Origin of the sequence: Bradyrhizobium sp. AUGA SZCCT0222 (genome assembly GCF_018130205.1) — a bacterium.
Lineage (GTDB): Bacteria > Pseudomonadota > Alphaproteobacteria > Rhizobiales > Xanthobacteraceae > Bradyrhizobium.
In genome coordinates this window covers 24,784-47,958 of the sequence record NZ_JAFCLX010000054.1, presented here as the reverse complement: position 1 = coordinate 47,958, position 23,175 = coordinate 24,784, and the positions used below count along the sequence as shown (strand labels likewise).

Sequence of the window (23,175 nt, the reverse complement as noted above, 5' to 3'; positions counted from 1 at the left end):
ACGACCTCCCATAAACCCCGCAACGCCCGCCTCGATCGCCCCATCTTAATCGAGGCACCGAGACTTACGACCCATACACCGCGGCGGTTGTGATTGTAGCAGGTGTCGGCCACCTTGCTTGAGCCGATAGCACAACGCGGTATGGGTCCCGGCTCAAGGCCGGGACGACGAGGATAGAGTTCGTCTACCCCCGTCTTGCCGCTTCCAGCGCCTGCGGGGTGTCGATGTCCAAAAACGCGCTTTCGCCCTCGACCGGGACTTCCGCCACGGCCTCGGCGTGTTTGGCGATCAAATGGCGGGCGCCGATGTCGCCGTCCAGCGTCATCAATTCGCGGAAGAAGCGCCGCGACCACAGCACCGGATTGCCGCGCCGCCCCTCGCTGACCGGGACGGCGATCAGATGGCCACGATCGGGCTCGAACGCTTCGATCAGCCGGTCAATCAATTTGGCATCGATCAGCGGCATGTCGCCGAGGCACACCAGCGCACCGTCGGCATTCGCGGGCACCGCCCCGATGCCGGCCTTGACGGAGCTTGCGAGCCCGCCGGCGAAATCCGGGTTACGGACGAATTTCACTCTCAAGCCGGCCAATGCCTGCTCGACCAGGTCGGCCTGATGGCCGGTGACGACGATCACCTCCATCGCCTTCGAGGCCAGCGCGTGCTCGGTCACGGTCCGCACCAGCTTGTTGCCGTCGAGCTCGGCGAGCAGCTTGTTCGGACCGCCCATCCGGGTCGAACGGCCAGCCGCGAGCACGATGGCCGCGACGTTGCGGCTGGCTTCGATGTCGGCAACGGTGCGCGGCTGTGGCCTCGTCACTATTTCCATCAGCAGACCGCCGACGCCCATGCCGGTGAGTTCGGCGCGCGTCACCTTCAGCCCTGCGAGCAGGCGCATCAGCACCCAGTCGAATCCATTTTCGACCGGCGAACGCGCGCAGCCCGGCGCGCCCAATACAGGCACGCCGCCGGCGCTGCCGATCAGCAGCAGATTGCCGGGATCGACCGGCATGCCGAAATGCTCGATCGCGCCGCCGATTTCAGTGATCGCGGCCGGGATCACGTCGCGGCGATCGGCGATCGCGGATGCGCCGAACACGATCACGAGCTCCGCGCCGAGGCCGAGCAATTCCTTGATCGAGGCGGCGAGCACGGTCTCGTCGTGCGGCACGCGGCGCTCGGCGATGATGGTCGCACCCGCCGGCGCCAGGCGCTCGGCGGTGACGCGCAGGGTTTTCTCGATGACCTTCGGCGCCAGGCCCGGCAGCAGGGTCGAGACCACGCCGACGCGCTTGATGGTATAGGGAGCAATCCGCAGCGCGCCCTTGCCCGCAACGGCAACGGCGACGTCGCGCAGTTTCGCTTCGACGCCGAACGGAATGAGCTTGACGGTCGCGATCATCTCGCCCTCGACCACCGGCTTGAAGGCGGCAAGGGTCGCAAAGGTAATGGCTTCATCGACGCCGTTGATGCGGTCGACCGCGGCGCGGTCGACCACCAGCACGCCGGCTTGCGCGGCGAATAGATTGGAACGGCCGGTAAACGCGCGCTCGACATTGACGCCGTCGCCCGCCACCGCCTGCGCGATGCTGGCGGCGGCGACGTCTTCGGAGACATCGCCGTGTTCCAGGCGCACCACGACGATTTCCTTGACGCCGGCCTTGGTCAGCGCCTCGACCTCACCGGGACCAATGGACGTGCCCTTCTTGAGCACCAAGGCACCCTGGCGCAGCGTATGCACGGTGACGCCGCCAATCGCGTCGGCCGGACTGGCGGGGCCGAACTTCATGCCGCCTGCTCTTTCGCAGTTTCCTTCGGCAGCCGCAGCTCCGCGGTGATCTCGGCCATGATCGAGACCGCGATCTCCGACGGCGACACCGCGCCGATGTTGAGGCCGATCGGCGCATGGATGCGCGCGATGTCGGCGTCCGATGCGCCCTGCGCCTTCAGCCGCTCGGCACGCTTGGCGTGGGTTTTTCGCGAACCGAGCGCGCCGATATAGAAGCAGTCGCGCGCAAAGGCGTGCAGCAGCGCCGGATCGTCGATCTTGGGATCATGCGTGACCGCGACGAACGCCGTGTAGTGATCGACATTGAGCGGCGGCAGCGCCACGTCGGGCCATTCCGCAATCAAAGGCACGTCCGGAAAACGCTCAGGGCTGGCGAACGCCGTGCGCGGATCGACCACCGTGACGTCATAATCCAGCGAACGCGCCAGCGGCGCGAGCGCCTGGCTGATATGGACAGCGCCGACGATCACGAGCCGCGCGGTCGGCGCGTAAACGTTGAGGAACAGTTTCTTGCCGCCGGCCTCGATCATGCCGCTCTTGCCCATGCGCAACTGCTTTGAAAGCTCAGCCCGCAGGGGATCGGTCGCGATATCCTTTGCCTTGACGAGGCGCTGGTCGCCATTGGCGGTATCGGTGATCACGATCACCGGCCGCCGCGCGGCGCGCTCGATGTTCACTTCAGAGAGTGTTTGCAGTTTCACGACTGGCCCACCTTCTCGACGAAGACGCGGATGGTACCGCCGCAGCTTAGACCAACATTCCAGGCGGTCTCGTCCGCCACGCCGAATTCGAGCATTTTGGGCTGGCCGCTTGCGATCACGTCGAGCGCTTCGGTGACGACAGCGCCCTCGACACAGCCGCCGGACACCGAGCCCAGGAACGTGCCGTCGTCATTGATGACGAGGCTGGAGCCGGCCGGGCGCGGCGCCGAGCCCCAGGTTTCGACCACGGTCGCCAGCGCAACCCCATGACCGGCCTTTTGCCAGGCCTCGGCGGCCTGCAGGATGTCTTCGTCGCGATTGAGCATAGCGGGCCTCTTTTCAAGCTGCCGATCGGATCACGCTGCGATGATGGGGCGGAGGCGGCGACGAAAGCGCCGCAATCAGCCCTTCCATTGAACTCAAATTATGCACCGGGCGGAATTCGTCAACGTGCGGCAGCATCATTTTGATGCCCTGCGCCTTGGCCTCGAAGCCGCCATAGCGCAATAGCGGGTTGAGCCAGATCAGACGGCGGCAAGACCTATGCAGCCGGTCCATCTCGAACGCCAGTTTGTCGTCGGCCTCGCGCTCCAGCCCGTCTGAGATCAGCAGTACGATGGCGCCCTGCCCGAGCACGCGCCGGCCCCACAATTTGTTGAACGAGTGCAGCGAGGTGGCAATCCGGGTGCCGCCGGCCCAGTCCTCGACCGAGGACGAGCAGCGCGCCAGCGCTTCGTCGGGATCGCGCGCCCGTAAGGAACGCGTCACGTTGGTGAGGCGGGTGCCGAACAGGAACACCGAGACGCGCTTGCGGGCGTCGGTGATAGCATGGAGGAAATGCAGGAACAGACGGGTGTATTCGCTCATCGACCCGGAGATATCGAGCAGCGCCACGATCGGCGCGGGCTTATCGATCCGCCCCAGCTTTCGGATGTCGATGATCTCGCCGCCGGTGCGCAAGGATCCGCGCAGCGTCCGGCGCATGTCGAGCTTGAGCCCGCGCGCGTCCGGCTGGTAACGGCGGGTGCGCAGCTCGGCCTGCGGCAATCGCATGTCCGCAATCGCGCGCGTCACTTCGGCGATCTCGGCCGCGCTCATCTGCGCAAAATCTTTCTTCTGCAGGATCTCCTTGTCGGAGACGGAGAGCCGCAGTTCCTGCTCCTGGGCCTGCGGGGCTTCCTCGCGCATCGAGGGTTGCGCCAAAGCCTCCTGCACACGCCGCGAGGCCGGCGGCGGTTTTTTCTTGGCGTGGTCCGGCAGTGGCACCGAATCCAGCATCGACTTCCACTCTTCGGCGGCGCGGAAGAACAGGTCGAAAGCCTGCTTGAAAATCAGCGCATGTTCGTGACGCTTGACGAAAATCGCTTCCAGCGTGGCGTAGACGTCGGCGCGGTTGCCGATCTCGATCACCTGCAGCGCGTTGAGCGCATCGATGACCGCACCCGGCCCGACCGGAATCCCGGTGGCACGCAACGCGCGGGCAAAGCCGACGACGTTGTCGGCCATTTGGCCGGTGGGCGGGTTGAGGTGGTTGATGGCCATCGTAGCACTCGGTTTATCCCGTCATTCCGGGGCGATGCAAAGCATCGAACCCGGAATCTCGAGATTCCGGGTCTGGTCCTTCGGACCATCCCGGAATGACAAGTCAGTCGCTCGTCGCTTCCTTCAAAACCTTCTGCAGCGTGTCGCCCTGCATCCGCGCGATGTCGTCCTGGTATTTCAGGAGCGCGCCCAGCGTGTCGCCGACGACTTGCGGCGTCAGCGAGCGGGCGTCGAGTTCGGTCAGCGCGGTGGCCCAGTCGATGGTCTCGGCAACGCCCGGCGACTTGTAGAAATCCTGATCGCGCAACGCCTGCACGAAGCGCACCACCTGCTGCGACAGTTTTGCGGAGATATCCGGCACGCGCGATTTGACGATCGCAAGCTCGCGCTCGGCATTGGGATAATCCACCCAGTGATAGAGGCAGCGGCGCTTCAGCGCGTCGTGGATTTCGCGGGTGCGGTTCGAGGTGATGATGACGATCGGCGCTTGCGGCGCCTTCACGGTGCCGAATTCCGGGATCGTCACCTGGAAGTCCGAGAGGATTTCCAGAAGATACGCCTCGAACGCCTCGTCGGCGCGGTCGAGTTCGTCGATCAGCAGCACCGGCGCGCCGGCCACATCGGGCTCCAGCGCCTGCAGCAGCGGCCGCTTGATCAGGAAACGCTCGGCGAAAATATCGCTGGAAAGCTGGTCGCGGTCAGTGTCGCCGCCGGCTTCCGCCAGCCGGATTGCGATCATCTGCGCGGCGCTGTTCCACTCGTAGACCGCGGAGGCAACGTCGAGACCTTCGTAGCACTGCAGACGGATCAGTTTCCGGCCCAGGGCGGCCGACAGCACTTTTGCGATTTCGGTCTTGCCGACGCCGGCCTCGCCTTCGAGGAACAGCGGTCGTCCCATGCGCAGCGACAGATAGGTCACCGTCGCCAGCGATCGCTCGGCGAGATAGCCGCGCGAGGTCAGCAATTCCTGCATCGCATCGACGGATTTCGGTAGCGCCGATGCACTCATGACAAAGCCAATCTTGCTGAGCCGGGAAACGGCAAACTTACTTCGCCGTCGCGGCTTCGACGGCGCGGCGCGTCAGCACGCCAATCAGATGCGCGCGATATTCGGCGCTGCCGTGCAGGTCGCTGTTCAGCCCTTCGGCCGGAACGGAAACGCCGTCGAGCACCTTGTGCGAGAAGCGCTTTTTCAACGCCTCTTCAAACGGTTCGGCGCGGAACACGCCGTCCGAGCCGGCGCCGGTGACGGCGACGCGGACATCCGACGGACGCTTGGCGACGAACACGCCGACCAGCGCGTAGCGCGAGGCCTGGTTGCGGAATTTGATATAGGCCGCCTTCTTCGGCACCGGGAACATCACCTTGGTGATGATCTCGTCGCTTTCGAGCGCCGTCGTGAACAGGCCCTGGAAGAATTCTTCGGCCTTCAGCCGGCGCTTGTTGGTGACGATGGTGGCGCCGAGCGCCAGCACCGCGGCGGGATAATCCGCAGTCGGATCGTTGTTGGCGAGCGAGCCGCCGATGGTGCCTTTGTGGCGCACCGCAGGATCGCCGATCATGCCGGCGAGTTCGGCCAGCGCCGGAATGGCTTCGCCGACGACCGCCGAGGTCGCGACCGCGGCGTGCTTGGCGGTGGCGCCGATCACCAGAGAACGGCCCTTCATCTCGATGCCGTCGAGGCCTTCGATATGGGAGAGATCGACCAGATGCGGCGGGCTCGCGAGCCGCTGCTTCATGACCGGCACCAGCGTGTGGCCGCCGGCGATCACCTTGGCGTCTTCGTTCTTCACCAGGAGATTGGCGGCCTGACGCACGGTCGCGGGGCGATGATATTTGAATTCGTACATGAGAACTTCCTGATCGCGGTCGCGATGAATTCGATGATGCGAGGCGGACTTAAGCCAGGTCAGATTTAAGCTAGGTCGGATTTGGCCATCGCCTTGGCGCCGGCGGCGATCGAGGTCACGATGTTCTGATAGCCGGTGCAGCGGCACAGATTGCCTTCGAGCTCTTCGCGAATGACGTGGTCCGAAAGGTCGTTGCCCTTGCGGTGCACCAAATCGACCGCGGTCATGATCATGCCGGGGGTGCAGAAGCCGCATTGCAGGCCGTGGTGCTCACGGAAGGCTTCCTGCATCGGATGCAGCGGCGCGCCGTCGGCGGCCAGGCCCTCGATGGTGCGGACTTCGTGGCCGTCGGCCATGACAGCCAGCGTGGTGCAGGATTTGACCGCCTTGCCGTCAAGATGGACGACGCAGGCGCCGCACTGCGAGGTGTCGCAGCCGACATGGGTGCCCGTCAGCCGCAGGTTTTCGCGGAGAAACTGGACCAGGAGGGTACGGGGGTCGACATTGGCGTTTACGGGATTGCCGTTCACGATCAGGGAAATCTTGGCCATCAGCACTCTCTTGAGCTGCACTGCCGCATATCGGCTGCGCAGGCGTTTAAAATCGTTCCAAGGCCATAATATGGGCCATCCCGGCAATGAGCAACCTTGGCAGTCACTCACTTCCGGCATGGCCAGATGCGGCTTAGCGGGACTCTTGGCGGGATATTCGGGCTGGACTTGAGGCGGGAATCTTGGGCGGAGCCAAGAGGCAGCCAAGCTTCAACCCGGGATCAACCCTGCACCGCCTTGGCGAAATTGGCGAAGAACTCGTCGGCCAGTTTCTTGGCAGAGCCGTTGATCAGGCGCTGTCCGAGCTGAGCCAGCTTGCCGCCGATCTGGGCCTCGACATTATAACTGAGCAAGGTACCGCCATCCTTTTCGGCCAGCGCCACCGTGGCGCCGCCCTTGGCGAAACCGGCAACGCCGCCCTCGCCTTCGCCCGAGATCTTGTAGCCGTTGGGCGGGTCGAGATCGCTCAGCGTGACCTTGCCCTTGAAGCGGGCGGAGACCGGGCCGACCTTCATTTTGGCGGTGGCGCGGAAGCCATTGTCCTCGGTCTTCTCGAGCTCCTCGCAGCCGGGGATGCAGACCTTCAACACCTCCGGATCGTTCAATTTGGCCCACACGGCCTCGCGCGGCGCCGCAAGCTGGACTTCGCCGGTCATCGTCATAGCCATGGGTGGTGCCTCCGGTAACGCTTCAAAACTGTTCTCCCAAGTAATGCACGGCCGCGCATAAGGAAAGGCCGCCCTGGGACGACGAGCGATGCATATTCGCAAAGCCCAACAGGGATCGCCGCAATGCCGCAAATTTTGGCGTCCGGACCTGTGACCCGATACCGCCAAATAATCAGGGCGCATTAGCATTACCAACCGGGTTGGCAGAGCCAGCCGGGGATGGTTAGGTCCGCCACAGATGAGCACATCCCTGTCCCCACTGCTTGCCCCGATGCTGTCGAGCGCCGCGATGCGCGCGGTGTGCGACGATGCCGCATGCCTGCAAAACATGCTGGATTTCGAGGCCGCGCTGGCCCGTGCCGAAGCCGCTGTTGGCGTCATTCCGAACCAAGCTGCCGGCCCGATCACGAACGCCTGCCGGGCCGAATCATTCGACCTCTCGGCATTGGCCGAGGCCGCGACACGTTCCGGCAATCTTGCAATTCCGCTGGTCAAGGCGCTGACCTCCAATGTCGCCAAGGCTGACGCCGACGCCGCGCGCTACGTGCATTGGGGCGCGACCAGCCAGGACGTGATCGATACCGGCGCCATGCTCGGCCTGCGCGCCGGCATCGATGCGCTGCTCACCGACACCGCCCGCGCCATCACGGGCTTTGCCAAACTGGCGCGCCAGCACCGCAGCACCGCGGTGGTCGGCCGCACCTGGCTGCAGCATGCGCTACCGATGCCGTTCGGCCTCAAGCTTGCCGAATATGCCGCGGCCCTGCACCGCTCGCAGGCTCGGCTGCGGCGATTGCGCAGCGAGACGCTGGCGCTGCAGTTCGGCGGCGCCGCCGGCACCCTCGCCGCGCTCGGCGACCAGGGATTGCTGGTCGCCGAAAAGCTGGCGCAGGAGCTGAAACTGCCGCTGCCCGAGGCGCCCTGGCACACCCACCGCGACCGCATCGCGGAGGCCGCATCCGTGCTCGCCATTCTCGCCGGCAGCTGTGGCAAGATCGCCCGCGATGTTTCCTTGATGATGCAGACCGACGTCGGCGAAGCCTTTGAGCCATCGGGCGAAGGCCGCGGCGGCTCCTCCACCATGCCGCACAAGCGCAACCCGGTGGCGGCCGCGACCGCGCTTGCCGCCGCCACCATGGCGCCCAATCTGGCGGCGACGATTTTTGCCGCCCAGGTGCAGGACCACGAACGCAGCGCCGGCCCCTGGCACGCGGAGTGGCCGACCCTGCCGACCTTGCTGCTGGTCACTTCGGGAGCGCTTGCGGCCATCGTCGACATCGCCGAAGGACTGGAAGTCGATGCCATCAGGATGCGCGCCAATCTCGACGCTACCGACGGGCTGATCATGGCGGAAGCGGTGACATTCGCGCTGGCTGAAAAAATCGGCAAGAGCGACGCGCATCATCTGATCGAGACGGCCAGCAAGAAAGCGGTCGCCGGCAAGAAACATCTGCGCGACGTGCTGACGTCGGATGCAAAAGTCACCGCGCAGCTCAGCGCCGGGACAATCGCAGAACTGTTCGAGCCGATGGCCTATCAGGGCGCCTCGCAAGCCCTGATCGACCGCCTGCTCGCTTCACTGGAAACCTAAGAGACCGGAGACATTCCATGCCGATGATCGACGCCGACGGGTGCCTGCTCAACGTTTCCGTCGAAGGCCGCGACGGCGGGCCGACGCTGATGCTCTCGAATTCGCTGGGCTCGACCATGCAGATGTGGGAGCCGCAGATGAAGGCGCTCACGGAGGTGTTTCGCGTCATCCGCTACGACCGGCGCGGCCACGGCAAGTCCAGCGTGCCGCCGGGCCCCTATTCGATGGAACGGTTCGGCCGCGACGTGCTCGCGATCCTCGACGATCTCAATATCACCAAGACGCACTGGTGCGGGCTGTCGATGGGCGGCATGGTCGGGCAATGGCTGGGCGCCAATGCGCCTGATAGATTCGGCAAACTCATCCTCGCCAATACCGCTTGCCACTATCCCGACCCGACCAACTGGCACAACCGCATCAAGGCGGTGAAGGAAGGCGGCATCGCCGCCGTCGCCGACACCGTGATCGGCGGCTGGCTGACGGCGGATTTTCGCGAGCGCGAGCCGCAGATCACCGCCAACATGAAGGCGATGATGCTGGCAACACCCGTCGAAGGCTACCTCGCCTGCTGCGAGGCGCTCTCGACGCTGGATAACCGCGAGATGCTGCCGAAGATCAAAAGCCCGACCCTGGTGATTGCCGGACGCCACGACATGTCGACGCCGGTTGCGGCCGGCGAATACATCCGCAGCCAGATTCCCGGCGCCAGCATGACGATTTTGGACGCCGCGCATATTTCCAATGTCGAGCAGCCGCACGCCTTCACCGACGCGGTGGTCGGCTTCCTGACGCAACGCTAGCAGCCGTCATTGCGAGCGCAGCGAAGCAATCCATCTCTCTGCTAAGGAAGAATGGATTGCTTCGTCGCTTCGCTCCTCGCAATGACGAAAGGAGAGAATCCCATGGACGATGACAAGCGCCGCGAGAACGGCATGACCCAGCGCCGCAAGGTGCTCGGCAATGAATGGGTCGACAAATCGATCAAGAACCGCAACGCGTTCAACACCGATTTCCAGGACCTGATCACCCGCTATGCATGGGGCGATATCTGGACCCGGCCGCATTTCGATCACCGCACAAGGCGCGTGCTGGTGATCGGCACCATGGTCGCGCTCGGCCAATGGGATGAATTCCGCCTGCATGTGCGCGCGGCCCTCGCCGAGGGTGGCTTCACGCCTGACGATATCAAAGAGATCATCCTGCAGCAGGCGATCTATTGCGGCGTGCCCGCGGCCAACCACGCCGTCAAGGAAGCCGCAGGAATCGTCGCCGAACTAGGTCTGCTGAAGGGTTAGCTCGCCTGAGCCGGCGCTGGCATCCGCCGGCCTCTGCGCCGGCGCCTCGACCAGCATCACGATCACGGTGCCGAGCATCATCAACAGTTCGGCCGCATGCATCCGAAGGGCGGCGGTCTCGCCGGCCAGCGACGCCATCAGCACGCCCGCAAAGCTGATGACGCTGCCGAACGCCAGCGCCATGCCGAGCGCTTCGTTGCAGCCGCCACCCTTGCGGATCGCGGCGCGGGTCACGAACACCAGAAAGACCGCAAAGAACGCCACGACCGTCATCCGCCCGAGCGCCAATAGCCAGGCGAAACGGACGGTCGCCGTGCCCGCCAGTTGCAGATGATCGCTGACGAACAAAGCGAACGAAATGTTGGGCCGGTCGTAGAGGCCATGGATCGGCGAAACCATGATCTTGAACGCGATCAGGGTCCAGGCCGGAATGAAATACGCCGCCAGCAGCGCGCCGCTGAGTGAACTGATCCGCCAGTGTTTGGCCATGCCGCTTCCCGTTGGTTCCGCCGCGCTTCGAGGCGGCGGGCTGACGGCGACGTAACTCCCTTAAACGGCGAGCGGCAATTTAAACCCTTTGTTTACCTTAATTGGCCGGCGGCCCGCCTCCCCGCATACAGGAAAAGCCCCGCCTTTCGGCGGGGCCTCCCTTAACTCTCGCTTACGTTCGAACCAGCGGTCCTGCGAACTAGCGGTCCTGATCAGGCATCTCGCCGGGTCGCTCGCCCTGACGGCGGCTCGGATCCTGCTGCTGCTGACCGGGCTTTTGACCGCCGCCCTGCTGCTGGCCGGGCTTCTGACCCGGGTTCTGGTTCTGCTGGCCCGGCTTTTGGGTCGGCTTGCTCATTGGGGATCTCCCTTGTTGAACACAGTCGGGGGCAACGGAAAGTCCGGGCTTTGGTTGCGAGGGAACACCGGTTCCGACGCAATGATTGCGCGACAAGGCCGTGTTGGCATTGTGACCCAAGGAACTGCCTGGGAACCGGCAGCTCAAAACTAGCTCTGTACAAGCCCTCCGGGCCGTAGCCAGCGCTGTTGCCGCCCCCGGTTCCAAACTGTATGAAAACGAAACGATGCGTCGATCAAGGCTGCCGGGGGCCTCGGCGCGTTGACCTCTAGATACGGCAGCGCATGGATTATTTCGCCCAGCAACTGATCAACGGCCTCGTGCTCGGCTCGATCTACGGCCTGATCGCCATCGGCTACACTATGGTCTATGGTATTGTCGGCATGATCAATTTCGCCCATGGCGATATTTTCATGATCGGCGGCTTCATTGCCCTGATCACGTTCCTGATCCTGGTTTCGTTCGGCCTGACCGCGATCCCCCTGATCCTGCTGGTCGTGCTGTTGGTATCGATGGCGATCACCGCGCTGTATGGCTGGACCGTGGAGCGCATCGCCTACCGGCCGCTGCGGCATTCGTTCCGCCTTGCTCCGATGCTGTCGGCCATCGGTATGTCATTTGTGCTGACCAATTATTCCCAAGTCGCCCAGGGTGCGCGCGTCAAGCCGGTGCCGCCGATCATCACCGGCGGCTACACGCTGCATGAGGGCTCCGGCGGCTTCGTGGTGCAATTGTCCAACATCCAGATCATCGTCGTGATCACGACCGTCGTGCTGCTCGCGCTGTTCACCTGGCTGGTATCGAGCACGCGGCTCGGCCGCGACATGCGCGCCTGCGAGCAGGACCAGACCATGGCCTCGCTGCTCGGCGTCGACGTCGACCGCACCATCTCGATGACCTTCGTGATCGGCGCGGCGCTCGCTGCGGTCGCCGGCATGATGTACCTGCTCTATTACGGCCTCGTCGATTTCTTCATGGGCTTCGTCGCCGGCATCAAGGCGTTCACCGCCGCCGTGCTCGGCGGCATCGGCTCGCTGCCCGGCGCGATGCTGGGCGGACTGCTGATCGGGCTGATCGAGACGCTGTGGTCGGCCTACTTCTCGGTCGAGTACAAGGACGTCGCGGCGTTTTCGATCCTGATCGTCGTGCTGATCTTCCTTCCGACCGGCCTGCTCGGCCGGCCTGAAGTCGAAAAAGTCTGACGGGCGCCCGCGTGAACGCGCCCCCCGCCGCCATGCAAACCTCGCGCGCTCCCGGCGTCGCCTTCATCTTCAAGAAAGCCCTGATCAGCGCGCTGGTCGCGCTGGTGCTGTTCTCGCTGATGATCGGCGTGCGCACCGAAGCAGGATCCGACGGGCAACTGACCTACTGGACCCGCTTCGGCGACCTCGCCATGATGGTCGCAACCGTGTTCGGCGGCAGCATCGTCGTCGAGTTGCTGCGGCAATGGTGGGGACCGGTCGGCACCGTACGCGTCGTGCCGCCGCAGGTAACATCGGCGCTTTCGTTCGCGGGTCGTCTCGTCGCGCCGGTGCTCTTGATCTTCACCTTCCTGGTGCCGGTGATCTTCTACAACGAACGCTACATTCTCGACCTCGGCATCCTCGTGCTGACTTACGTCATGCTCGGATGGGGATTGAACGTGGTGGTCGGACTCGCCGGCCTGCTCGACCTCGGCTATGTCGCGTTCTACGCGGTCGGCGCCTATTCCTACGCGCTGCTGGCGCAATCCGGGATTCCGTACCCGCACGTTAGTATGGTGCCGCCCTTTGTGCACGTCGACTTCTTGCAACTCGGTCCTTGGGCGTTCTGGGTGCTGTTGCCGGTTTCCGGCATCCTCGCCGCGTTCTGGGGCGTGCTGCTCGGTTTTCCCGTGCTGCGACTGCGCGGCGACTATCTCGCCATCGTCACCCTCGCCTTCGGCGAGATCATCCGCCTCGTCCTGCTCAACTGGCAAAGCCTGACCGGCGGTCCGAACGGCGTCACCGGCATTCCGCGGCCGACCATGTTCGGCATTCCGCTCTCGCCCGGCGACGACGGGCTTGCCGCCAAACTCGGCATCGAATTCTCGCCGACCCACCGCATCGTATTTTTGTTCTACTTGATCCTGGCACTCGCGCTGCTCACCAACTGGGTCACGATCCGCCTGCGCCGCCTGCCCATCGGCCGCGCCTGGGAAGCCTTGCGCGAGGATGAGGTCGCCTGCCGCGCGCTCGGCATCAACACGACAACGACAAAACTGACGGCGTTTGCGACCGGCGCCATGTTCGGCGGTCTCGCCGGCGCGTTCTTCGCGACCAGACAAGGCTTCATCAGCCCGGAATCCTTCACCTTCCATGAATCGGCGCTGGTGCTGGCGATCGTGGTGCTGGGCGGCATGGGCTCGCAGCTTGGCGTGGCGCTGGCGGCGCTTGCCATGATCGGCGGCTTCGAGCTGTTCCGCGGGCTCGACCAATACCGCATGCTGGTGTTCGGCATGGCGATGGTGCTGTTGATGATCTGGCGCCCGCGCGGGCTGATCGGTCACCGTGCGCCGACCGTGTTCCTGGAACGCAACCAGGCGATCTCGTCCGACCTCGTCAAGGAGGGGCACGGATGAGCGCCGATCAGATTCTTGACCACATCCTTTCCGTCGATCATCTGTCGATGCGCTTCGGCGGCATCGTCGCCGTCAACGACCTCTCCTTCGGCGCCGAACGGCGCAAGATCACCGCCCTGATCGGACCGAACGGCGCCGGCAAGACCACCGTCTTCAACTGCATCACCGGATTCTACAAGCCGACCAGCGGCAGCATGCGGCTGGCGCATGATGACGGCCACAACATCCAGCTCGAACGGCTGAACGATTTCCGAATTTCCAAGCAGGCGAAAGTCGCGCGCACCTTCCAGAACATCCGTCTCTTCCCCGGCATGACGGCGCTGGAGAATTTGATGGTGGCGCAGCACAATGCGCTGATGCGCGCCTCCGGCCTTACCCTGCTCGGACTGATCGGCGCGCCGTCCTGGCGCGTCGCGGAGAAAGCGGCGATCGATCTGGCGCGAACGTGGCTGGAGCGCATTGATCTTTTGGACCGCGCCGACGATGCCGCCGGCAACCTGCCCTATGGCGATCAGCGCCGCCTCGAAATCGCGCGCGCCATGTGCACTGAACCCGCGCTGCTCTGCCTCGACGAGCCGGCCGCCGGGCTCAACGCGCGTGAGAGCGCGGCCTTGAGCGAGCTGCTGCTTTCGATCCGCGCGAATCAGGGCACCTCAATCCTCCTGATCGAGCACGACATGTCGGTGGTGATGGAAATCTCCGACCACGTCGTGGTGATGGACTACGGCGTCAAGATCGCCGAGGGCACGCCGCAGCATGTCCGCGACGACCCCAGGGTGATCGCCGCCTATCTCGGCGCCGACGAGGAGGAAGCCATCGCGGTGATGGAGAGCGGAACGTGACCGCGCTTTACGCATTCTCGTCATGCCCGGGCTTGTCCCGGGCATCCACGCCTTTCTTACAGACCGAGCGAAAAGACGTGGATGGCCGGGACAAGCCCGGCCATGACGGCTGTGAGGTTTCATCATGACCTCAACCACAACGCCACTGCTGGCGATCCGCGGCTTGCGCGCGGCCTACGGTAAGATCGAGGCGCTGAAAGGCGTCGATCTCGATGTCGGCGCGGGCGAGATCGTCGCCCTGATCGGCGCCAACGGCGCCGGCAAATCGACTTTGATGATGACGGTGTTCGGCAGGCCCCGCGCCCGCGCCGGCCGGATCGAATATGACGGCCAGGATATCACCGGCGTGCCGACGCACGAGATCGCGCGGCTGCGCATCGCCCAGTCCCCGGAGGGCCGCCGGATTTTCCCGCGCATGAGCGTGGCGGAAAACCTGCAGATGGGCGCCGACGCGACCGACTCCAGCGACGCCGACCGCGCCAGCGGCCTGGAGCGCATTTTCAACCTGTTCCCGCGGCTCAAGGAACGCATGACCCAGCGCGGCGGAACCCTGTCCGGCGGCGAGCAGCAGATGCTGGCGATCGGCCGCGCCCTGATGAGCCGGCCACGCCTGCTGATGCTCGATGAGCCGTCGCTCGGCCTGGCGCCCCTGATCGCGCGGCAGATTTTCGACGCCATCCGGACCCTGAACCGGCAGGACGGCCTGACCGTGCTGATCGTCGAACAAAACGCCAATCACGCGCTGAAACTCGCCCATCGCGGCTATGTCATGGTCAACGGCCTGATCACACTCTCCGGCACCGGCAGTGAATTGTTACAGCGCCCCGAAATCCGCGCTGCCTATCTGGAGGGCGGCCGGCGGGGCTAGGCTCTCCCCTCCCGCGTCGTCCCGGCGAAGGCCGGGACCCATACCGCGTGATTTCACAATTTTGCGCTGAAGTTAGACGTTTCCCCCTAACTAAAGCCTGTGGTTATGGGTCCCGGCCCCTCGTGCGCAATTGCGCACTAGGCAGGGACGACATAGGTCTGCGGCAAGATGCTGCGAACGGACGGTGGATTTGCCCGAAATTTGCCGATGACTTCGCGGTAAAATCAGCCGACAATGGCTGCGGTTTTCGCGCCCGGCCCGCCGGGTGCATCCCGAAAATCGAACAACCCGCGAGGATACCTCATGAAATCATTGAAACTCATCGGCCTGGCATTGGGCGCATCATTGGCGCTTTCGACCACCGCGCTGGCGCAGGACATCAATATCGCAGTGGCGGGCCCGATGACGGGCGGCGAATCCGCGTTCGGCCGGCAGATGAAAAACGGTGCCGAACAGGCGGTGGCCGACATCAACGCCGCCGGCGGTGTGCTCGGCAAGAAGCTGGCGCTGCAGGTCGGCGACGATGCCTGCGATCCCAAGCAGGCGCGCTCGGTGGCGGAAAAGTTCGCCAGCGCGAAGATCCCGTTCGTCGCCGGTCACTTCTGCTCGTCCTCGTCGATCCCGGCGTCGGAAGCCTATGCCGACGGCAACGTGCTGCAGATTACGCCGGCCTCGACCAACCCGCTGTTCACCGAGCGCAAGCTCTGGAACGTGGCGCGCGTCTGCGGCCGCGACGATCAGCAGGGCCTGATTGCCGCCGATTACATCGTCAAGAACTACAAGGGCAAGAACGTCGCCATCCTCAACGACAAGACCACCTACGGCAAAGGCCTCGCCGACGAAACCAAGAAGGCGCTCAACAAGGCCGGCGTCACCGAGAAGATGTTCGAATCCTACAACAAGGGCGACAAGGATTTTAACGCGATCGTGTCGCGGCTGAAGCGCGACAATATCGATCTGGTCTTTGTCGGCGGTTACCACCAGGAATCCGGCCTGATCCTGCGCCAGATGCGCGACCAGGGCCTGAAGACGGTGTTGATGGCGGGCGACGCCTTGAACGACAAGGAGTTCGCCTCGATCGCAGGTCCCGCCGCTGAAGGCACGCTGTTCACCTTCGGCCCCGACCCGCGCAACAAGCCGACCGCCAAGGAGATCGTCGCCAAGTTCAAGGCCAAGAACATCGATCCCGAAGGCTACACCCTCTACACCTACGCCGCGATGCAGGTCTGGACGAAGGCGGTGGCGAAGGTCGGCTCGACCGATCCGAAGAAGGTGATGGAAGCCATCAAGGCCGGCGAGTGGGATACCGTGCTCGGCAAGATGGGCTTCGATGCCAAGGGCGACATCAAGGCGATCGACTATGTCGTCTACAAGTGGGATGCCAAGGGCAACTACACCGAGATCAATCCGAAGGGTTCTTAAGACCCCTCACCGCTTTTGTTAGCAACGAACGCCCCGGCTTGCCCGGGGCGTTTTTGTTTGCGGCGTATTCATCAAGGACCGGAACGCCACAAAGGTTAACGGCCGTTCGCGATACGGAACTTTTTTTCCGGGGGGACCGTGGAACCAAATGGTGCCGAAGGTTTTGGAATAGTTCGGGCTGGGTTCCATGTCTTTGATTTTGCTGCATCACCTGCTGTTCCACCTCGATCTGCGATTGGACGGCACGGCTTTATGGCGCAAGATCGCATACCCGCCATCAGATTCGCGTGACGTCCCGTTGAGGAGACACCATGAGTGATCTTTCCCCTGGCGCATCATCCCAGGTTCGCCGCGTCTCCAAGTCCAAAGCGCAAGCCAACGGCACGCCCGACCCGATGCAGGACCTGTTGCACGCGCTGCAGGCGATGCGCTCCGGCGATTTCTCGGTGCGGATGACCGGCGACCATCTCGGCATCGAGGGCAAGATCGCCGACACCTTCAATGAGATCGTCGCCGCCAATCAACGAATGGCGCAGCAACTGGAGCGGGTCGGACAGGTCGTCGGCCGCGAGGGCAAAACCCGGCAGCGTGTCAAATTCGATCTTTCGAGCGGCTCGTGGGCGGACATGGAAGGGTCGGTCAACACCCTGATCGACGATCTGCTATGGCCGACGCGCGAGGTGACCCGCGCGGTCGCTGCCGTGGCGCAGGGAGACCTGCTGCAGACCGTGCAACTCGATGTCGATGGCCGCCCGCTGGGCGGCGAATTTTTGCAGTCCGCCAACATCGTCAACACGATGATCAAGCAGCTCAGCGTGTTCACCTCGGAAGTGACGCGCGTGGCGCGCGAGGTTGGCACCGAGGGCAAGCTCGGCGGCCAGGCGCAGGTGCCGGAAGTGACCGGCGTCTGGAAGGATTTGACCGAGAGCGTCAACTCCATGGCCAACAACCTCACCGGCCAGGTCCGCAACATCGCGGAAGTCACGATCGCGGTCGCCAATGGCGACTTGTCGAAAAAGATCACGGTCGACGTCCGCGGCGAGATCCTGCAGCTGAAGGAAGCCATCAATACGATGGTGGATCAGCTGCGTTCGTTCGCTTCCGAAGTGACACGTGTGGCCCGCGAAGTCGGCACCGACGGCAAGCTCGGCGGCCAGGCGATCGTGCCCGGCGTCGCCGGCACATGGAAGGATCTCACCGACTCCGTCAACGCGATGTGCGGCAACCTCACCGCGCAGGTCCGCAACATCGCCAACGTCACCACCGCCGTCGCCCGCGGCGACCTCTCGCGCAAGATCACGGTGGACGTCCGCGGCGAAATTCTGGAATTGAAAGACACCATCAACACGATGGTAGACCAGCTCAACTCGTTCGCCTCGGAAGTGACGCGCGTCGCGCGCGAGGTCGGCACCGAAGGCAAATTGGGCGGTCAGGCCCAGGTGCCCGGTGTCGCCGGTACCTGGAAGGACCTCACCGACAACGTCAACTTCATGGCCTCCAACCTGACCGCGCAGGTCCGCAACATTGCCGACGTCGCGACCGCGATCGCGGGCGGCGACCTTTCCAAGAAGATCACCGTCAACGTATCCGGTGAAATCCTTCAGCTGAAGGAAACCCTCAATACGATGGTCGACCAGCTCAACGCGTTTGCCGGCGAAGTGACGCGCGTCGCGCGCGAAGTCGGTACCGACGGGCGGCTCGGCGGTCAGGCCAACGTGCTCGGCGTCGCCGGCACCTGGAAGGATCTCACCGAGAGCGTCAACTCGATGGCGAGCAACCTGACGGCTCAGGTCCGCAACATCGCCGAAGTGACGACGGCGGTCGCCAATGGCGACTTGTCGAAGAAGATCACGGTGGACGTGCGCGGTGAAATTCTGGAACTGAAAGACACCGTCAACACGATGGTCGACCAGCTCAACGCGTTTGCCGGCGAAGTGACGCGCGTCGCGCGCGAGGTCGGCACCGAAGGCAAGCTCGGCGGCCAGGCGCTGGTGCGCGGCGTCGCCGGCACATGGAAGGATCTCACCGACAGCGTCAACTCGATGGCCAGCAACCTCACCGGCCAGGTGCGAAACATCGCCGAAGTCGCCACCGCCGTCGCCAAGGGCGACTTGTCGAAGAAGATCACGGTGAACGTGTCAGGCGAAATCCTTCAGCTCAAGGAAACGCTGAACACGATGGTCGACCAGCTCAACGCCTTTGCCGGCGAAGTGACGCGCGTGGCGCGCGAGGTCGGCACCGACGGCAAGCTCGGCGGCCAGGCCGAAGTGCCCGGCGTCGCCGGCACCTGGAAGGACTTGACGGATAGCGTCAACTCGATGGCCGGCAATCTGACCGCGCAGGTCCGCAACATCGCCGAAGTGGCGACCGCCATCGCCGGCGGCGACCTGTCGCGCAAGATCACCGTGGACGTGCGCGGCGAGATCCTGCAGCTCAAGGAAACGCTCAACACGATGGTCGACCAGCTCAACCGTTTCGCCGGTGAAGTGACCCGCGTGGCGCGCGAGGTCGGCACCGAAGGCCGGCTCGGCGGCCAGGCCAACGTGCCCGGTGTGGCCGGCACCTGGAAGGATCTTACCGACAACGTCAACTCGATGGCCGGCAACCTCACCGGCCAGGTCCGCAACATCGCCGAAGTGACGACCGCGGTGGCGAAAGGCGACCTGTCGAAGAAGATCACGGTGGACGTCAAGGGCGAAATTCTCGAGCTGAAGAACACCGTCAACACCATGGTGGACCAGCTCAACGCCTTCGCCTCCGAAGTGACGCGCGTGGCGCGCGAGGTCGGCACCGAAGGCAAGCTCGGCGGTCAGGCCGAAGTGCCCGAAGTGGCCGGCACCTGGAAGGACCTGACCGACAACGTCAACTTCATGGCCTCCAACCTGACCGCGCAGGTCCGCAACATCGCCGAGGTCGCGACCGCGATCGCCGGCGGCGATCTGTCGAAGAAGATCACGGTCGACGTTCGCGGTGAAATTCTGCTGCTGAAGGACACCTTGAACACGATGGTCGAGCAGCTGCGCTCGTTCGCGGCCGAAGTGACTCGCGTGGCCCGCGAGGTCGGCACCGAGGGCCGGCTCGGCGGCCAGGCCGTGGTGCCCGGCGTCGGCGGAACGTTCAAGGATCTCACCGACAACGTCAATCTTTTGGCCGCAAATTTGACCACGCAGGTCCGCAACATCGCCGAAGTCACCACCGCCGTGGCGCGCGGCGACTTGTCGCGGAAGATCACGGTCGACGTGAAGGGCGAAATTCTCGAACTGAAAAACACCATCAATACGATGGTCGATCAGCTCAACGCGTTCGCCGGCGAAGTGACGCGCGTGGCGCGCGAAGTCGGCACCGAGGGCAAGCTCGGCGGCCAGGCGCAGGTGCCCGGCGTCGCCGGCACCTGGAAGGATCTGACCGACACCGTGAACTTCATGGCCGCCAACCTGACCGAGCAGGTGCGCGGCATCGTCAAGGTCGTGACCGCGGTCGCCGACGGCGATTTGAAACAGAATCTCACGGTGAAATCGAAGGGCGAAGTCGCGGCACTCGCCGACACCATCAACAACATGACCGAGACGCTTGCGACCTTTGCCGATCAGGTCACCAGCGTGGCGCGCGAAGTCGGCGTCGAAGGCCGGCTCGGCGGCCAGGCCAACGTGCCGAGCGCGGCCGGCACCTGGAAGGACCTCACCGGCAACGTCAACCTGCTGGCCGCCAACCTGACTTCGCAGGTGCGCGCCATTGCCGAGGTCGCGACAGCCGTGACCAAGGGCGACCTGACACGCTCGATCCAGGTCGACGCGCGCGGCGAAATGGCCGAGCTCAAAGACAACATCAACACGATGATCGGCAATTTGAGGCTGACTACCGACGTCAATACCGAGCAGGACTGGCTGAAGACCAACCTCGCCAAGTTCACCAACATGCTCCAGGGTCAGCGCGATCTCACAACCGTCGGCCGGCTGCTGCTGACCGAGCTGACGCCGCTGGTGAACGCCCATATGGGCGTGATCTACCAGGTCGAGAACGAGGAAAATCCGCAGCTTCGCCTGCTCTCGGCCTATGCCGGCGACGGCGCCAGCCCGCACAAGGAGGTCGTCCAGTTCGGCGAAGGGCTGGTCGGGCAAGCTGCGATGGACAAGCGCCAGCGCATCCTTTCCGACATTCCGTCGGATGCGACCCCAATCAACTCCGCCCTTCTTCGCGTCGTCCCGCGAAATCTCGTCGTGCTACCGGTGCTGTTCGAAAGCCAGGTGAAGGCCGTCATCGAGCTCGGCTCGATCAGCTCGTTCACGACCTCGCAGATGACCTTCCTCGAACAGCTCACCGACAGTATCGGCATCGTGCTCAACAGCATCGAGGCCACGATGCAGACCGAAGGCCTGCTGAAGCAGTCGCAGCAGCTCGCCGGCGAATTGCAGACCCAGCAGAAGGAGCTGCAGCAGACCAACGAACAGCTCGAGCAGAAGGCCCAGCAGCTCGCCGAACGCAACGTCGAGGTGGAAAGAAAGAACCAGGAAATCGAACAGGCGCGGCGCGCGCTCGAGGAGAAGGCGACCGAGCTTTCGCTGACCTCGAAGTACAAGTCCGAATTCCTCGCCAACATGTCGCACGAGCTGCGCACGCCGCTCAACAGCATCCTGATCCTCGGCCAGCAGCTCACCGAAAACCCCGACGGCAATCTGTCGGCCAAGCAGGTCGAATTCGCCCGCACCATCCACGGCGCCGGCACCGACCTGCTCAATCTGATCAGCGACATTCTCGACCTGTCGAAGATCGAATCCGGAACGGTGACGGTCGATGCCGAGGAAATTCTCACCTCGAACCTTTTGGAAACCGTCGGCCGGCCGTTCAGGCACGAAGCCGACAACCGCCAGCTCTCGTTCAACATCAGCGTCGACGAGAACCTCGCCCGCAGCATGGTGACCGACTCCAAACGCCTGCAGCAGGTGCTGAAGAACCTGCTGTCGAACGCGTTCAAGTTCACCGCCGAAGGCGGCGTGCGGCTGACCGTGTCCGCAGCGCTCGGCGGATGGAGCGCGGAGCACCCGATCCTGAACCATGCTCCCGCGGTCGTGGCCTTCGAGGTCACCGACACCGGCATCGGCATCCCGCCGGAAAAGCAGAAGCTGATCTTCGAAGCGTTCCAGCAGGCGGATGCCGGCACCAGCCGAAAATATGGCGGCACCGGCCTCGGCCTCGCTATCAGCCGCGAACTTGCGAGCCTGCTCGGCGGCGAGATTCATCTGCGCAGCGCCCCGGGCAAGGGCAGCACCTTCATTCTATATCTGCCCTTGAAGTATTCCGGGCCCACCGTCGCGCCGCGCACCCCTGCCCCGTCGCCCTATCTGACCGCGCCGGCGCTGCAGGTTGCCGCGACCCAGGAACGGGTGATCGAGCAACTGCCGGATGACCGGCTCAACCTCGAGGCCGGCGACACCATCCTCCTGATCGTCGAGGACGATCCGCATTACGCGCGGGTGCTGATCGATCTCGCCCGCGACAAGGGCTTCAAGGTCCTGGTCGCCAATCGCGGCGCCGAAGCGCTCGAACTCGCCAAGCAGTTCCAGCCCACGGCGGTGTCGCTCGATGTGTTCCTGCCGGACATGCTGGGCTGGACCGTGCTCAGCCAGCTCAAGCACAATCCGCTGACCCGGCACATTCCGGTGCAGATCATCACGCTCGACGAGGACCGCCAGCACGCGCTGGCACGCGGCGCATTCTCGTTCGTCAACAAGCCGACCACGACCGAAGGCGTCAGCGCCGCACTGTCCCAGATCAAGGAATACGCCAAGCCGCGGCGCAAGCGTCTTCTGATCGTGGAAGACAACGCCGCCGAGCAGATGAGCATCAAGGCCCTGCTCGATCACGTGGATATCGAGATCCTCACCACCGATACCGGCGCCGGCGCACTCTCGACCCTGCGCGACAACCCCTGCGACTGCGTCGTGCTGGACCTGCGGTTGCCTGATATGAGCGGTTTCGAGGTGCTCGACCAGATCCGCAACGACGAGGCGCTGTCGAACGTGCCGGTGGTCGTGTTCACCGGGCGGGAACTTTCCGCCGAGGAAGACGCGGAACTCCACACCATGGCCCGCAGCATCGTGGTCAAGGGCGTGGAATCGCCGGAACGCCTGCTCGACGAAACGTCGCTGTTTTTGCACCGTGTGATCACGGAATTGCCCGTCGAAAAGCAGAGGATGCTGGAGAAGCTCAATAGTTCCGATGAGGATCTCGTTGGCAAGACCGCGCTTCTGGTGGACGACGATGCCCGCAACATCTTCGCGCTGTCGAGCGTGCTGGAGCGGCGCGGCATGAAGGTGCTGACGGCGACCACCGGCCATGAGGCCATTGCGCTGGTCGAATCCAACCCCAAGATCGCGATCGTGCTGATGGATATCATGATGCCGCAGATGGACGGCTACCAGACCATCGGGGTGATCAGGCAGAACCCGTCGTTTGGCCGCCTGCCCATCATCGCGCTGACCGCCAAGGCGATGAAGGGCGACCGCGAGAAATGCCTTGAGGCCGGCGCGTCGGACTATCTGGCAAAACCAGTCAACACCGAGCAGTTGCTCCTTGCCATCCGTATGTGGCTCCACCGCTGATCGGCGCGCAG

General features: G+C 64.0%; 19 protein-coding genes. 9 read left to right on the top strand and 10 right to left on the bottom strand.

Translation table 11 applies throughout. The features are described from left to right. Positions 1–184: 184 nt before the first annotated feature. From JQ629_RS31400 to JQ629_RS31365, 8 genes are all read right to left on the bottom strand, one after another. Positions 185–1,789, bottom strand: coding sequence for an NTP transferase domain-containing protein (locus JQ629_RS31400; RefSeq protein WP_212415905.1), 1,605 nt, complete (start codon positions 1,787–1,789; stop codon positions 185–187). Further along, on the bottom strand, positions 1,786–2,490 hold the full coding sequence (locus JQ629_RS31395) for an XdhC family protein (RefSeq protein ID WP_212415904.1): 705 nt from the start codon (positions 2,488–2,490) through the stop codon (positions 1,786–1,788). The genes JQ629_RS31400 and JQ629_RS31395 overlap by 4 nt, the downstream gene beginning before the upstream one ends. Further along, complete coding sequence (locus JQ629_RS31390; protein WP_192734111.1) at positions 2,487–2,816, bottom strand: XdhC family protein; 330 nt, start codon at positions 2,814–2,816, stop codon at positions 2,487–2,489. The genes JQ629_RS31395 and JQ629_RS31390 overlap by 4 nt, the downstream gene beginning before the upstream one ends. A 13-nt stretch (positions 2,817–2,829) precedes the next feature. After that, a complete protein-coding gene (locus JQ629_RS31385) occupies positions 2,830–4,032 on the bottom strand; it encodes a vWA domain-containing protein (RefSeq protein ID WP_212415903.1) in 1,203 nt (400 codons plus the stop codon). Positions 4,033–4,135: 103 nt separating this feature from the next. Further along, positions 4,136–5,041 carry an AAA family ATPase gene (locus tag JQ629_RS31380; protein ID WP_192734113.1) on the bottom strand — a complete coding sequence of 302 codons (906 nt, stop codon included), beginning with the start codon at positions 5,039–5,041 and terminating at the stop codon, positions 4,136–4,138. A 37-nt stretch (positions 5,042–5,078) separates the two neighbouring features. Next, entirely contained in the window at positions 5,079–5,882 is an 804-nt protein-coding gene (locus JQ629_RS31375; RefSeq protein WP_211996304.1) for an FAD binding domain-containing protein, read from the bottom strand. 65 nt (positions 5,883–5,947) lie between these two features. Beyond that, positions 5,948–6,433 carry a (2Fe-2S)-binding protein gene (locus JQ629_RS31370; protein ID WP_192734115.1) on the bottom strand — a complete coding sequence of 162 codons (486 nt, stop codon included), beginning with the start codon at positions 6,431–6,433 and terminating at the stop codon, positions 5,948–5,950. Positions 6,434–6,654: 221 nt separating this feature from the next. Then, positions 6,655–7,101 carry an SRPBCC family protein gene (locus tag JQ629_RS31365; protein WP_192734116.1) on the bottom strand — a complete coding sequence of 149 codons (447 nt, stop codon included), beginning with the start codon at positions 7,099–7,101 and terminating at the stop codon, positions 6,655–6,657. Between the two features lie 238 nt (positions 7,102–7,339). Here JQ629_RS31365 and JQ629_RS31360 point away from each other — a divergent pair, with 238 nt between their 5' ends. The 3 genes from JQ629_RS31360 to JQ629_RS31350 all read left to right on the top strand — a co-directional run bounded on the left by JQ629_RS31360 (position 7,340) and on the right by JQ629_RS31350 (position 9,987). Beyond that, entirely contained in the window at positions 7,340–8,692 is a 1,353-nt protein-coding gene (locus JQ629_RS31360) for a 3-carboxy-cis,cis-muconate cycloisomerase (RefSeq protein ID WP_212415902.1), read from the top strand. Positions 8,693–8,709: 17 nt separating this feature from the next. Then, a complete protein-coding gene (pcaD, locus tag JQ629_RS31355) occupies positions 8,710–9,492 on the top strand; it encodes a 3-oxoadipate enol-lactonase (protein WP_212415901.1) in 783 nt (260 codons plus the stop codon). A 102-nt stretch (positions 9,493–9,594) separates the two neighbouring features. Further along, positions 9,595–9,987 carry a carboxymuconolactone decarboxylase family protein gene (locus JQ629_RS31350; RefSeq protein WP_212415900.1) on the top strand — a complete coding sequence of 131 codons (393 nt, stop codon included), beginning with the start codon at positions 9,595–9,597 and terminating at the stop codon, positions 9,985–9,987. Here JQ629_RS31350 and JQ629_RS31345 read toward each other — a convergent pair. After that, on the bottom strand, positions 9,967–10,476 hold the full coding sequence (locus JQ629_RS31345) for a hypothetical protein (RefSeq protein ID WP_212415899.1): 510 nt from the start codon (positions 10,474–10,476) through the stop codon (positions 9,967–9,969). The genes JQ629_RS31350 and JQ629_RS31345 overlap by 21 nt on opposite strands. A 199-nt stretch (positions 10,477–10,675) precedes the next feature. Next, positions 10,676–10,834 carry a hypothetical protein gene (locus JQ629_RS31340; RefSeq protein WP_212415898.1) on the bottom strand — a complete coding sequence of 53 codons (159 nt, stop codon included), beginning with the start codon at positions 10,832–10,834 and terminating at the stop codon, positions 10,676–10,678. Positions 10,835–11,118: 284 nt separating this feature from the next. On the opposite strand from JQ629_RS31340, the gene JQ629_RS31335 reads away from it, so the two are divergent. The 6 genes from JQ629_RS31335 (at position 11,119) to JQ629_RS31310 (ending at position 23,164) form a co-directional block, all read left to right on the top strand. Then, complete coding sequence (locus JQ629_RS31335; protein WP_212265933.1) at positions 11,119–12,036, top strand: ABC transporter permease subunit; 918 nt, start codon at positions 11,119–11,121, stop codon at positions 12,034–12,036. Positions 12,037–12,068: 32 nt separating this feature from the next. Beyond that, entirely contained in the window at positions 12,069–13,433 is a 1,365-nt protein-coding gene (gene livM / locus JQ629_RS31330) for a high-affinity branched-chain amino acid ABC transporter permease LivM (RefSeq protein WP_212415909.1), read from the top strand. Continuing rightward, entirely contained in the window at positions 13,430–14,275 is an 846-nt protein-coding gene (locus JQ629_RS31325; RefSeq protein ID WP_212415897.1) for an ABC transporter ATP-binding protein, read from the top strand. The genes livM and JQ629_RS31325 overlap by 4 nt, the downstream gene beginning before the upstream one ends. Positions 14,276–14,399: 124 nt before the next feature. Further along, positions 14,400–15,143, top strand: coding sequence for an ABC transporter ATP-binding protein (locus JQ629_RS31320; RefSeq protein ID WP_212415896.1), 744 nt, complete (start codon positions 14,400–14,402; stop codon positions 15,141–15,143). 303 nt (positions 15,144–15,446) lie between these two features. Further along, entirely contained in the window at positions 15,447–16,565 is a 1,119-nt protein-coding gene (locus JQ629_RS31315) for a branched-chain amino acid ABC transporter substrate-binding protein (protein ID WP_212415895.1), read from the top strand. Positions 16,566–16,960: 395 nt separating this feature from the next. Continuing rightward, positions 16,961–23,164 (top strand): HAMP domain-containing protein, encoded by a 6,204-nt coding sequence (locus JQ629_RS31310; RefSeq protein WP_349631354.1) that lies wholly within the window; start codon positions 16,961–16,963, stop codon positions 23,162–23,164. Positions 23,165–23,175: the final 11 nt, after the last annotated feature.

Bases quoted from the DNA above. Each gene is read 5' to 3' on its own strand.
- JQ629_RS31400 (WP_212415905.1), bottom strand. From the start codon at position 1,789: ATGAAGTTCGGCCCCGCCAGTCCGGCCGACGCGATTGGCGGCGTCACC.
- JQ629_RS31390 (WP_192734111.1), bottom strand. From the start codon at position 2,816: ATGCTCAATCGCGACGAAGACATCCTGCAGGCCGCCGAGGCCTGGCAA.
- JQ629_RS31385 (WP_212415903.1), bottom strand. From the start codon at position 4,032: ATGGCCATCAACCACCTCAACCCGCCCACCGGCCAAATGGCCGACAAC.
- JQ629_RS31380 (WP_192734113.1), bottom strand. From the start codon at position 5,041: ATGAGTGCATCGGCGCTACCGAAATCCGTCGATGCGATGCAGGAATTG.
- JQ629_RS31375 (WP_211996304.1), bottom strand. From the start codon at position 5,882: ATGTACGAATTCAAATATCATCGCCCCGCGACCGTGCGTCAGGCCGCC.
- JQ629_RS31370 (WP_192734115.1), bottom strand. From the start codon at position 6,433: ATGGCCAAGATTTCCCTGATCGTGAACGGCAATCCCGTAAACGCCAAT.
- JQ629_RS31365 (WP_192734116.1), bottom strand. From the start codon at position 7,101: ATGGCTATGACGATGACCGGCGAAGTCCAGCTTGCGGCGCCGCGCGAG.
- JQ629_RS31360 (WP_212415902.1), top strand. From the start codon at position 7,340: ATGAGCACATCCCTGTCCCCACTGCTTGCCCCGATGCTGTCGAGCGCC.
- pcaD (WP_212415901.1), top strand. From the start codon at position 8,710: ATGCCGATGATCGACGCCGACGGGTGCCTGCTCAACGTTTCCGTCGAA.
- JQ629_RS31350 (WP_212415900.1), top strand. From the start codon at position 9,595: ATGGACGATGACAAGCGCCGCGAGAACGGCATGACCCAGCGCCGCAAG.
- JQ629_RS31345 (WP_212415899.1), bottom strand. From the start codon at position 10,476: ATGGCCAAACACTGGCGGATCAGTTCACTCAGCGGCGCGCTGCTGGCG.
- JQ629_RS31340 (WP_212415898.1), bottom strand. From the start codon at position 10,834: ATGAGCAAGCCGACCCAAAAGCCGGGCCAGCAGAACCAGAACCCGGGT.
- JQ629_RS31335 (WP_212265933.1), top strand. From the start codon at position 11,119: ATGGATTATTTCGCCCAGCAACTGATCAACGGCCTCGTGCTCGGCTCG.
- livM (WP_212415909.1), top strand. From the start codon at position 12,069: ATGCAAACCTCGCGCGCTCCCGGCGTCGCCTTCATCTTCAAGAAAGCC.
- JQ629_RS31325 (WP_212415897.1), top strand. From the start codon at position 13,430: ATGAGCGCCGATCAGATTCTTGACCACATCCTTTCCGTCGATCATCTG.
- JQ629_RS31320 (WP_212415896.1), top strand. From the start codon at position 14,400: ATGACCTCAACCACAACGCCACTGCTGGCGATCCGCGGCTTGCGCGCG.
- JQ629_RS31315 (WP_212415895.1), top strand. From the start codon at position 15,447: ATGAAATCATTGAAACTCATCGGCCTGGCATTGGGCGCATCATTGGCG.
- JQ629_RS31310 (WP_349631354.1), top strand. From the start codon at position 16,961: ATGCAGGACCTGTTGCACGCGCTGCAGGCGATGCGCTCCGGCGATTTC.